The sequence below is a fragment of the Methylobacterium sp. WL6 genome, assembly GCF_008040095.1.
Taxonomy (GTDB): domain Bacteria; phylum Pseudomonadota; class Alphaproteobacteria; order Rhizobiales; family Beijerinckiaceae; genus Methylobacterium.
Genome location: NZ_VRVH01000150.1, coordinates 1 through 10,571 on the forward strand (window position 1 = coordinate 1; position 10,571 = coordinate 10,571).

The 10,571-nt window shown below is 70.7% G+C and carries 11 protein-coding genes and 1 pseudogene; 5 read left to right on the top strand and 7 right to left on the bottom strand.

Annotation, left to right across the window (positions count from 1 at the left end; genetic code table 11):
* Positions 1-237: 237 nt before the first annotated feature.
* From FV230_RS17820 to FV230_RS17830, 3 genes and pseudogenes are all read left to right on the top strand, one after another.
* Positions 238-579, top strand: a complete 342-nt coding sequence (locus tag FV230_RS17820; protein WP_348642147.1) for a hypothetical protein — start codon at positions 238-240, stop codon at positions 577-579.
* Between the two features lie 159 nt (positions 580-738).
* A complete protein-coding gene (locus tag FV230_RS17825) occupies positions 739-2,031 on the top strand; it encodes an adenylosuccinate synthase (protein ID WP_147727418.1) in 1,293 nt (430 codons plus the stop codon).
* Between the two features lie 51 nt (positions 2,032-2,082).
* Positions 2,083-2,304, top strand: a pseudogene (locus FV230_RS17830) (histidine kinase); the annotation flags it as partial.
* On the opposite strand, the gene FV230_RS17835 reads toward FV230_RS17830, so the two are convergent.
* The 7 genes from FV230_RS17835 to hemB form a co-directional block, all read right to left on the bottom strand.
* Positions 2,283-3,143, bottom strand: coding sequence for a D-amino-acid transaminase (locus FV230_RS17835; RefSeq protein WP_147843350.1), 861 nt, complete (start codon positions 3,141-3,143; stop codon positions 2,283-2,285). The pseudogene FV230_RS17830 and the gene FV230_RS17835 sit on opposite strands and share 22 nt — an antisense overlap.
* Before the next feature lie 58 nt (positions 3,144-3,201).
* On the bottom strand, positions 3,202-4,509 hold the full coding sequence (gene purB / locus FV230_RS17840; RefSeq protein ID WP_147843351.1) for an adenylosuccinate lyase: 1,308 nt from the start codon (positions 4,507-4,509) through the stop codon (positions 3,202-3,204).
* Between the two features lie 104 nt (positions 4,510-4,613).
* Positions 4,614-5,369 (bottom strand): arginyltransferase, encoded by a 756-nt coding sequence (locus FV230_RS17845; RefSeq protein ID WP_147727422.1) that lies wholly within the window; start codon positions 5,367-5,369, stop codon positions 4,614-4,616.
* Between the two features lie 158 nt (positions 5,370-5,527).
* Positions 5,528-6,016, bottom strand: coding sequence for an RDD family protein (locus tag FV230_RS17850; RefSeq protein ID WP_147727423.1), 489 nt, complete (start codon positions 6,014-6,016; stop codon positions 5,528-5,530).
* A gap of 78 nt (positions 6,017-6,094) precedes the next feature.
* On the bottom strand, positions 6,095-7,147 hold the full coding sequence (locus tag FV230_RS17855; protein ID WP_246694902.1) for a methyl-accepting chemotaxis protein: 1,053 nt from the start codon (positions 7,145-7,147) through the stop codon (positions 6,095-6,097).
* A gap of 254 nt (positions 7,148-7,401) precedes the next feature.
* Complete coding sequence (locus FV230_RS17860; RefSeq protein WP_243938102.1) at positions 7,402-7,776, bottom strand: hypothetical protein; 375 nt, start codon at positions 7,774-7,776, stop codon at positions 7,402-7,404.
* On the bottom strand, positions 7,773-8,846 hold the full coding sequence (gene hemB, locus FV230_RS17865) for a porphobilinogen synthase (protein ID WP_147843353.1): 1,074 nt from the start codon (positions 8,844-8,846) through the stop codon (positions 7,773-7,775). The genes FV230_RS17860 and hemB overlap by 4 nt, the downstream gene beginning before the upstream one ends.
* Before the next feature lie 314 nt (positions 8,847-9,160).
* On the opposite strand from hemB, the gene FV230_RS17870 reads away from it, so the two are divergent.
* A complete protein-coding gene (locus FV230_RS17870; protein ID WP_147843354.1) occupies positions 9,161-9,865 on the top strand; it encodes a hypothetical protein in 705 nt (234 codons plus the stop codon).
* A gap of 88 nt (positions 9,866-9,953) precedes the next feature.
* Positions 9,954-10,571: enoyl-CoA hydratase/isomerase family protein (locus tag FV230_RS17875; protein ID WP_147843355.1), on the top strand; the 618-nt coding region annotated here is incomplete at its 3' end.

Below are 10,571 nucleotides of genomic sequence, written 5' to 3' on the forward strand. Positions count from 1 at the left end.
CCCCTGGAGCGGTGGAGGGTGGGCCTCGCGTCAGCGAGGGTCGGGAGGGGGGAGCGACAGTGCCGGATACGGCGCTCCCCTCTCCCGACCCGCTTCGCGGGCCACTCTCCCCCGTAGAGGGGGGAGGGACGCGGCGTTCAATTCGAACGAGGCATCCGCGTCCCAGGAGATCGCGATAGGAACGGTTCCCCGGCGTCGGTGTTTGCTTCCCGATCGCGAACGAGAGGGAGGTCTCTGTTGTCAAAAGTCCTGACGGGGCTCGCCGCCTCGGTCTTTGCGCTGGTCGCCACGGCCGCGCTCGCCCAGAATCCCGATGCGCCGCTGAAGGGTCGCGACAGCGATCCGGTGCTGCCGCCCCAGAACCAGACGCCGCCCGATCGCGTGCGCCCGAATGCCGACGCGCCGCCGGCCGATTCCACGCTCAGCGACAAGCTGCAGCAGAGCGACGGCGTCATCAAGCCGCCGGACAACGCGGCCCCCGGCATGGTGGTCGAGCCGCCGAACCCGAACGCCGGCTCCATGCCGGTGATCAAGCCGGGCGAGCTGCCGGGGCAGAAGCCCGGAACCGAAGCCAAATAGGCTCCGCGCCGAAGCTCGTCCCCTGCCGGTTCGACACGGCGGGGGCGGTTTGCTTGATTTCCCGGACCGGATCGCGGAAACACCCTCACGGCAACGGGTTTTCTCTCGCGCGGCGCAACGCCGGGCGCCCGCGAACGGGCCACGGGTCTGAAGGCACGCATGGCGAACGTCGTCGTCGTAGGCGCCCAATGGGGCGATGAGGGCAAGGGGAAGATCGTCGACTGGCTCTCCGAGCAGGCCGACATCGTGGTCCGCTTCCAGGGCGGCCACAATGCCGGGCATACGCTCGTCATCGACGGCGTGACCTACAAGCTGGCGCTGCTGCCCTCGGGCGTGGTGCGCGGCGGCAAGCTCTCGGTGATCGGCAACGGCGTCGTCGTCGACCCGTGGCACCTCGTCGACGAGATCGCCCGCATCCAGGCGCAGGGCGTCGAGGTCTCGCCGCGATCCCTCCGCATCGCCGACAACGCGACGCTGATCCTGCCGCTGCACCGCGAGCTCGACCATTTCCGCGAGACCGCCAACGCCGGGCTGAAGATCGGCACGACCAAGCGCGGCATCGGCCCCGCCTACGAGGACAAGGTCGGCCGCCGCGCGATCCGCGTGGTCGATCTCGCCGATGCCGACACCCTGCCGGCCAAGATCGAGCGGGTGCTGACCCACCACAACGCCCTGCGCCGCGGCCTTGGCATCGCCGAGGTCGACGCGGGCGCCTTGCTGTCGGAATTGAAGGCAATCGCGCCGACGATCCTGCCCTATGCCTGCCCGGTCTGGGCGCTGCTCGACGAGGAACGCCGCGCCGGCAAGCGCATCCTGTTCGAGGGCGCGCAGGGCGCGCTGCTCGACGTCGACCACGGCACCTATCCCTTCGTCACCTCGTCGAACATCGTCGCGGCGCAGGCGGCGACCGGCTCGGGCCTCGGCCCGGGCGCGATCGGCTACGTGCTCGGCATCGCCAAGGCCTACACCACCCGCGTCGGCGAGGGCCCGTTCCCGACCGAGCTGTTCGACGAGATCGGCGAGACCATCGGCCGGAAGGGCCGCGAGTTCGGCGTCAACACCGGGCGCAAGCGGCGCTGCGGCTGGTTCGATGCGGTGCTGGTGCGCCAGACCGTGCGCACCTCGGGCATCGACGGCATCGCCCTGACCAAGCTCGACATCCTCGATGGGTTCGAGACGATCGAGGTCTGCACCGGCTACCGCCTCGACGGCGCGGTCATCGACCACCTGCCGGCGAGCCAGGCCGCGCAGGCCCGGGTCGAGCCGATCTACGAGACGATCCCCGGATGGTCGGAGACGACCGCCGGCGCCCGCTCCTGGGCCGAGCTGCCGGCGCAGGCGATCAAGTACGTCCGGCGCATCGAGGAGCTGATCGGCTGCCCGGTGGCGCTCCTCTCGACGTCGCCGGAGCGCGACGACACCATCCTGATGCACAATCCCTTCGAGGATTGATCGTCCGGTCCGCGCGACGCGCGGACCGCGAACCCGCGGATCCCTGAGGACATGGCCGATTACTACCCGTTGCTGGCGCGGGCGCTCGACGCCCTGCCCGACCGGACGCCGGCCATGCGCAAGGCGGTCTACGAGCGCGCGCGCAACGCCCTGATCGGCCAGCTCCGCTCCCTCGACCCGCCGCTGCCCGAGGCGGACATCGATCTCGAGCGGCAGGCGCTCGACAACGCCATCGCGCGCCTGGAGGTCGATTACGGCGCACCCGCGCCCGCACCGGAGGTCGCCCCGCCGCCCGCGCCGGCGATCGGGCCGGGGACGCCCTCGCCGATCGTGCGGTCGTCGATGGCGACGACCGGCATCACGAAGGCCGAGGCGCTGGTGTAGAACGCCTCCGCCGCCGCGTAGGCCTCCTCGACGGAGAACAGGCGCTCCTCCACCGTCAGGCCGGTCTCGGCGGCGAGCCGCATCACCGCGGCGCGGGTGATGCCGGGCAGGAGCGCGGTCGAGAGCGGGCGGGTGACCAGGCGGCCGTCCCCGGTCGCGATGAAGGCGGTGGAGGACGAGCCCTCCGTGACCGCGCCGTCCTCGACCATCCAGGCTTCGGCGACGCCGGCCTCCGCGGCCGCCTGCTTGGCCAGCACCTGTGCGAGCAGGGCGACCGACTTGATGTCCCGCCGCTTCCAGCGCAGGTCCTCGACCGTGACCACCTTGGCGCCGGTCTCGGCCAGCGTGTTGGCGAGCACGGTCTTGGCTTGCGTGAACATCATCACGGTCGGCGGCGTGCCGGCGGGCGGGAAGGCGAAGTCGCGCTCGTGCACGCCGCGCGTGACCTGCATGTAGACCAGCCCCTCGACGACGCCGTTCCGGGCGACGAGCTCAGTCTGCAGGCGCTCCCAGGCGGCCGCGTCGTGCGGGTTGCGGATGCCGATCTCGCCGAGCGACCGGTCGAGGCGGGCAAGATGCGCCGCGTTGTCGACGAGGCGCCCGTCGATGATCGCCGAGACCTCGTAGATCCCGTCCGCAAACAGGAACCCGCGATCCATCACCGGCACGCGGGCCTCGTCGAAGGGCAGGAATTCGCCGTTGAGGTAGACGATGCGGGGTGACGCCACGGCGGATGCCCTTTGCGATGACCGGTCGAAATCGTTCCAAGCAGGATTCGTGCGGGGTTCAGCCGTCCCCGAAGACCCGCGAGAAGATCGTGTCCACGTGCTTGAAGTGGTAGCCGAGATCGAAGCATTCCTCGATCTGCTCGGGCGACAGGGCCGCCGTGACCTCGGCATCGCCCTTCAGCAGGGCGAGGAAGTCGCCCTCCCCGCGCCAGACCGGCATCGCGTTGCGCTGGACGAGGCGATACGCGTCCTCACGACTGACGCCCGCCTGCGTCAGGGCCAACAGCACGCGCTGCGAGTGGACGAGGCCGCCGAGCCGGTCGAGATTCTTCTGCATCTGGGCCGGGTAGATCAGCAGCTTGTCGATCACCCCCGTCATGCGGGCGAGCGCGAAGTCGAGGGTGACGGTGGCATCCGGCCCGATCATCCGCTCGACGGAGGAGTGCGAGATGTCGCGCTCGTGCCAGAGCGCCACGTTCTCCATCGCCGGCAGCGCGTAGGCGCGCACCATGCGGGTGAGCCCGGTGACGTTCTCGGTCAGCACCGGATTGCGCTTGTGCGGCATCGCCGACGAGCCCTTCTGGCCTTCCGAGAAGAACTCCTCGGCCTCCAGCACCTCGGTGCGCTGCAGGTGACGCACCTCGATCGCGAGCCGCTCGAGCGACGAGGCGACGACGCCGAGCGTCGCGAAGAACATCGCGTGCCGGTCGCGCGGGATGACCTGGGTCGAGACCGGCTCGACCGTCAGCCCCATCTTCTCGGCGACGTAGGCCTCGACCCGCGGGTCGATGTTGGCGAAGGTCCCGACCGCGCCCGAGATCGCGCAGGTGGCGATCTCCTCCCGCGCCAGCACCAGCCGGGCGCGGTTGCGCGCGAACTCGGCGTAGGCCTGGGCGAGCTTGAGGCCGAAGGTGACGGGCTCGGCGTGGATGCCGTGCGAGCGGCCGATGGTCGGGGTGAGCTTGTGCTCGAGCGCGCGGCGCTTCAGGGCGGCGAGCAGCGCATCGACGTCGGCGATCAGGATGTCGGCGGCGCGGACGAGCTGGACGTTGAGGCAGGTGTCGAGCACGTCCGACGAGGTCATGCCCTGGTGGACGAAGCGCGCCTCCGGCCCGACGATCTCCGACAGATGCGTGAGGAAGGCGATGACGTCGTGCTTGGTCACCGCCTCGATCGCGTCGATGCGGGCCACGTCGAACACCGCGTCGCGGCCCTTCTCCCAGACCTTGTCCGCGGCCTCCTTCGGCACGACGCCGATCTCGCTGAGCGCCGTGGTAGCGTGCGCCTCGATCTCGAACCAGATCCGGAAGCGGGATTCGGGCGACCAGATCGCCGTCATCGCGGGGCGGCTGTAGCGGGGGATCATCGGCGTCTCGGATCTCGCGGGCGTGTCGTGCCGCGCGCCTAGCACGGCTGAGCCGGGAGGTGAACGCACCGCAGGGCCGGCCGGCCCTGCTGACCGCGCTAGCGTTACGCCTTCGGCTCGACCCGCACCCAACCCTGCGGCTGCAACCGCTCCTGCGGCAGGAAGCGGGCCTTGTAGTCCATCTTGCGCGAGCCCTCGACCCAGTAGCCGAGGTAGAGGTACGGCAGGCCCATCTCGTGGGCGCGCCGGATATGATCGAGGATCATGTAGGTCCCAAGCGACCGGTGGGCCTCCGCCGGGTCGTAGAACGAGTACACCATCGACAGGCCGTCGGAGAGCACGTCGGTGAGGCAGAGCGCCACCAGGCCGCCGACGCCGCGGCCATGGATCGCGGTGTCGGGCCCGCGCCGGCGATAGGCGACGAGGTGCGTGTCGACGTGGCTGTCCTCGATCATCATCGCGTAGTCGAGCACCGTCATGTCGACCATGCCGCCGTCGCCGTGGCGGGCGTCGAGGTAGCGGCGGAACAGGGCGTACTGCTCGGAGGCCGGGCGGTTCGGCTCGGGCGTGCCGACGAGGTCGGCGCTGCGCGACAGGATCCGGCGTTGGCTGCCGCTGGCGACGAAGTCGGACACCACCACGCGCACCGAGATGCAGGCGCGGCAGGTCTCGCAGGCCGGGCGGTAGGCGATGGTCTGCGAGCGGCGGAAGCCGCCCTGCGTCAGGATCTCGTTGAGATCGCGGGCGCGACGGCCGACGAGGTGCGTGAACACCTTCCGCTCCTCCTGCCCCGGCAGGTAGGGGCAGTTCGACGGCGCCGTCAGGTAGAATTGCGGTGTGTCGCGCGGGTGGCTCGTCACGCTTCGCGCTGCCCTCTCGCCACGGGTTCCTGCGCCGGGCCGCCGCTGCAGTGTAACGCGGCCGTGGCCGCGCTCAATGGGTTGCCGGCCAAGGCGAGGCGACAATTTCGCCGCGCCGGTGTGCGCGGCCGAAACCGTTTGCCGGCGCGGTCGCGACGTCAGCCGGCGCGCACGACGGCGAGGCCGAGGAGCACGTCGTGGCCGAGGCGGCGATCGCTGCGGACCAGGCCGAAGGCGAGATCGACGAACCACAGCAGGAAGGTCGAGATCGCGACGTAGAACAGCAGCGCGTGGACCGCGGCGGTGATCAGGTCGACCGGCCGCCCGGTCTCCGGCGCGACGACGCGCAGGCCCATCATCCGCATCCCGAGCGTGCTCTGGCGCGAGCCGCCGACGGTGATCGCACTGTAGATCACGCCGCTCGCCGGCAGGACCGCGAACAGCGCCCAGCCGAGGCCGAAGGTGACCACGCCGAGGAAGGCGATCGCGACCCAGAGCAGGGCGCTGAAGCCGAGGATGAACAGGATGTCGAGCAGGTAGGCGACCGTGCGGCCGCCGAGGCTGGCGCGGACCGCCGGCATCGTCACGGGGGGCAGGTAGCTCGGCGCTTCGAACGGGCGGGCGTAATCGGAGCGGGGGTTCAGCATGGCCGTGATCTCGCGTGACGTCGCTGGACCGTCACATGGGAATCGCCCCGATCTCCCTCAAGGCCCGGCCCCCTCCGCTCAGCCGGCCGCCTGCTCGATGACGCCGCGCCAGCCGAGGCCGTCATAGGTCTCGTAGCCGGGCGTGGCGTGGTACGCGACCAGGCGCCCCTGGGGATCGCGGTAATGCCCGCTGGCGGCGGCGTCGACCTGCAGCGGGTAGCGCTCGGTGAGGATGCCGCGGCCCCGCGAGCAGGCGATGACGCGATGGCGCGCGTCGAGCAGCATCACGCGGCTCGATGCCCGCTCGTCGGGCGCGAGGCGGACGCCCTCGACGATCGCGCGGGCCTGCGGCTCCCAGTCGAAATGGATCGCGAGGTAGCCCAGGGGCTTGCCGTGCGCCTCGCCGTCCGCGCGGACCGAGGCGACGTAGGTCGCGACCTGCGCACCGCCGAGCCCGGCGCAGCGCGCGATGTCGGCGACCGCGAAGTCGTCGCCCGAGGTCAGGGCGCGCGCCTTGGCGAACCACGCCTCGGTGCGGACGTCGCGGCCCTGGACGGCGAAGCGGTCCGGGCGCCCGCCGGCGATCACGCGCCCGTGCAGGTCGCACAGCCAGAGGTCGAGATAGACCATGTAGGACGACAGGATGACGCCGAGGCGCCGGCTCGCATGGGCGGCGGCCGCCTCGGTCGGATCGGACGCGGCGTCGACGATCGCGGCATCCGTCGCCCACCAGCGCACGTCGCAGGTGCGCTCGTAGAGATTGCGGTCGATCACCTCGACGGCGTTGAGGGCGAGATCGACGCAACGCGTGGCGCGGGCGTGGTCGGCGAGCTGGCCGACGGCGCGGGTCAGCGTGTCGACGCCGTCGCCGAGCTTCGTGCCCAGCGCCGAGGCGAGGCCGTCGATCTCGCCGGCGACCTGGCGCACCTCCTGCGCCACCACCGAGAAGCCCGCGCCCTGCGCGCCGGCATGCGCCGCCTCGATCATCGCGTTCATCGCCAGCAGATGCATGCGGCGGGTGATCGTGTTGATCGCGCCGATGCTGGCTCGGGTCGAAGTCTTCAGCTGGCCGGTGGAGCGGTCGACCAGTTCCGCGAGGCCGACATCTTCGGAGATGCGCTGGGGGACCATGGAATCTCCTGGGCGCGCCGCCGCGGGCACGCCGACGCGTACCTGTGGGGGAGAAGGTTGTATGAGTCCGTAGTGATATAGACTTAGGACTGTAATATTTTCACAAAGCTTAAAAGCGCGAGGCATGGGCTGCTGTTAATTTTTGCTGGCTTGAGCTGTAATTGCTGCTCTTGCAAGCAAGTCACCGTCCGTCTGCCTCAAAACACGTCACCGTATAGACTACGTGACGCGAACCTCCTTCGAGCGCCGAGCGCTCAAGGTATCTTCTGCTTGGGCTCGTCGGCGTCCGGCGTGTCGAGATAGTAGCGCTTGAGCAGGTAGAGGGAGGCCTCCGACAGCGTCGTGCGGTCGGTGGAGATGCCGTCGAGCACGGCCCCGGCGTTGAAGCGGCACAACGCATAGTGGGGATGGTGACCGAGCACGTAGTCGACGCGGATGCTGTCGGGGGCCGCACCGGTGCCGGCGCGCAGGATCCGCACCGCCGTCTCGTCCGGCACGAGCGCGGGCACCGCCTTCCGGCAGATGGACAGGCGCTGGCGCTGCACCGCGCTCTCGCAGGCGCTGAGACCGCCGAGAAATCCGAGCACGATCCCGAGGGCGACGACCCCCCTGCCCCGCCGGCGCCTCACGCCCCGGTGCGCAGCCGCTCGGCGACGCGGGGGGCGTAGTAGGTCAGCACGCCGTCGGCACCGGCGCGCTTGAAGGCGAGCAGGCTCTCGACCATGGCGCGCTCGCCGTCGAGCCAGCCGTTGCGGCTGGCGGCCTCGATCATCGCGTACTCGCCCGACACCTGGTAGGCGAAGGTCGGCACGCCGAATTCGTCCTTCACCCGGCGGATGATGTCGAGATAGGGTAGCCCGGGCTTCACCATCACCGAATCGGCGCCCTCCTCCAGGTCGAGGGCGACCTCGCGCAACGCCTCCAGGCCGTTGCCGGGGTCCATCTGGTAGGTGCGCTTGTCGCCGACGAGCGCCGCCTGCGTGCCGATCGCGTCGCGGAACGGGCCGTAGAACGCGCTGGCGTACTTCGCCGCGTAGGCCATGATCTGCACGTCGAGGAAGCCGGCCTTGTCGAGCCCGGCGCGGATCGCGCCGACGCGCCCGTCCATCATGTCGGAGGGCGCGATGATGTCGGTGCCGGCCTCGGCCTGGATCAGGCTCTGCTCGACCAGCAGCGCGACGGTCTCGTCGTTGAGGATCGCGCCGTCCGAGAGCAGGCCGTCATGGCCGTGCGAGGTGTAGGGGTCGAGGGCGACGTCGGTCATGATGCCGATCTGCGGCACCGCCTTCTTCACCGCGCGCACCGCCCGGCAGACGAGGTTGTCCGGGTTCAGGGCCTCGGAGCCTGTGGGGTCGCGCAAGCTCGCTTCCGTATAGGGAAAGAACGAGATCGCCGGGATGCCGAGGCGGGCGGCGCGCTCGGCGTCGCGCACGATCTCGTCGACGCTGAGGCGCTCGACGCCGGGCATGGAGGCGATCGGCTCGCGCCGGCCCGTCCCCTCGATCACGAACATCGGCCAGATCAGGTCGTCGACCGTCAGCGTGTTCTCGCGCACCAGCCGCCGCGACCAGTCGGCCTTGCGGTTGCGGCGCGGACGCTGGGTGATCTTCAGGCCCTCGGCGCGGGTCCCCTCCCGCGCGGTCTCCACGGCGAGCGGGCGCGGCCGGGGCGTGTCGTCGGAAGCGTGTTCGAAGGGCATGGGATCGCGTTCGCTGTGATCGGTTCGCGGGTGGCGCGGCGTAGCATAAGTGGCGGGGCGGGCGAAGCCGGCGAAGCGCCGCGACGTCACGAGCCGCCGGAGGCGCCCCGCCCGCAGCGCGGCACCGTCGCCGAACGGTTCACGCCTGCGTGACGCCGTCGCCTCGGCACGTGACATCCCGCAGCGGATCGGAATTCTTTCACATCGCTCCGGCGTTCGATTCGCCGGTCGAGGTGTTGGTCGGGGGGCTCATGACGGCATCGTTCACGCTCGAGGGGATCATTCCGGCCGCGTACGGACGGAGCTTTCGCGCGATGCGCGCGCTCGGGCCGGCGACGGCGATCGCGTTCGTGATCCTGCTCGCGGGCGACGGCGCGGAGGCCCTGATGCGACACGAGAACGACGTGCCCGCCGTGACCGGATGGTGGCTGCTGCTCCATGCGGCCGTCTTCGTCCTCGTCGCGCCCTACAAGGTCATGCTTTACGAGGTGATCTGGGACGTCGGGTCGCCGTCGACCCCGAAACCCGGCGCGCGGCGCCGCGCCATCCTCAACGTCGTCGCCCTCGATCTCCTGCTCTTCCTCGGCGGAGCGGCCTGGCTCTGGCTCTGGAACCTCCATGATCGGCTCGGGATCCCCGTCCTACTTGTTCTGGGACTGCTCGTGCCGAGCTGGTGGATCTGCATCCGGCTCACGCTGGCCGGCCCCGCGCTCGCCCTCGGCGCCCTCGGCGTCCTCCCGCTCAGCCTGTCGGGCGCGGTCTCGGCGACGAAGGGACGGGTCTGGGAAATCACGTTCGCCGGGCTTCTCGTCGGCGCCGTGCTCCTGCCGGTCCTCCTGGCGATCATCGCGGCGACGCTTTGGCTCCAAGCGGCCGTCGTGAGGTCGGCTCTAATGAAGCCGGCCCTGATGAGCCCGGTGAATATCCTGTCCCTTGTCACCAGCATCGCGGTCCAAGCCGAACTCTACCGCCGCATGGGTCTGCCCTCCGCATCGCACGCGGACCGAGCGCCGGCCTGACACCCGCGCCGGTGCCCGGCGTTGACGCCCGGGCCGGTACGGCCTCTAACCCCCGCTGAGCGGACACGCGGCGAGAGGATCGAGAGACGTGAGCGGAGCCGAAGCGGCCAACGACGAGATCCGGTTCGAGCGGCGGGGCGCGCTCGGCCTCGTCACCCTCGACCGGCCGAAGGCCCTGAACGCGCTCTCCCTCGGGATGATCGGCGCGCTGCACGCGCAGCTCGACGCCTGGGCGGCGGATGCCGGCATCACCCGCGTGGCGATCCGCGGCGCCGGGGGGCGCGCCTTCTGCGCCGGCGGCGACATCCGCCACATCCACGCCTGCGGCCAGGCGGGACGCTTCGACGAGGTGTTCGCGTTCTGGCAGGCCGAGTACCGCCTCGTCGCCCGGATGCAGCGCTACGAGAAGCCGATCGTCGCGCTGATCGAGGGCGTGGTGATGGGCGGCGGCGTCGGCATCTCGCTCCACGGGGCCCACCGCGTCTCCTCGGAGACGTACGTCTTCGCCATGCCCGAGGTCGGGATCGGCCTGTTTCCCGATGTCGGGATGACCTACGCCCTGCCGCGCCTGCCCGGCCGCGTCGGCACCTATCTCGCGCTCACCGGCAGCCGGGTCGGCCCGGGCGACGCGCTCGCCCTCGGCCTGGCGACCGCCTACGCGCCCGCCCGGGATTTCGCCGCGATCCTCGACCGGCTCGCCCAGGGC

Excerpts from the sequence above, each read along its gene's own strand:
- FV230_RS17825 (WP_147727418.1), top strand. The coding sequence starts at position 739 with ATGGCGAACGTCGTCGTCGTAGGCGCCCAATGGGGCGATGAGGGCAAG.
- FV230_RS17870 (WP_147843354.1), top strand. The coding sequence starts at position 9,161 with ATGCGCGCGCTCGGGCCGGCGACGGCGATCGCGTTCGTGATCCTGCTC.
- FV230_RS17850 (WP_147727423.1), bottom strand. The coding sequence starts at position 6,016 with ATGCTGAACCCCCGCTCCGATTACGCCCGCCCGTTCGAAGCGCCGAGC.
- FV230_RS17855 (WP_246694902.1), bottom strand. The coding sequence starts at position 7,147 with ATGGTCCCCCAGCGCATCTCCGAAGATGTCGGCCTCGCGGAACTGGTC.
- hemB (WP_147843353.1), bottom strand. The coding sequence starts at position 8,846 with ATGCCCTTCGAACACGCTTCCGACGACACGCCCCGGCCGCGCCCGCTC.
- purB (WP_147843351.1), bottom strand. The coding sequence starts at position 4,509 with ATGATCCCCCGCTACAGCCGCCCCGCGATGACGGCGATCTGGTCGCCC.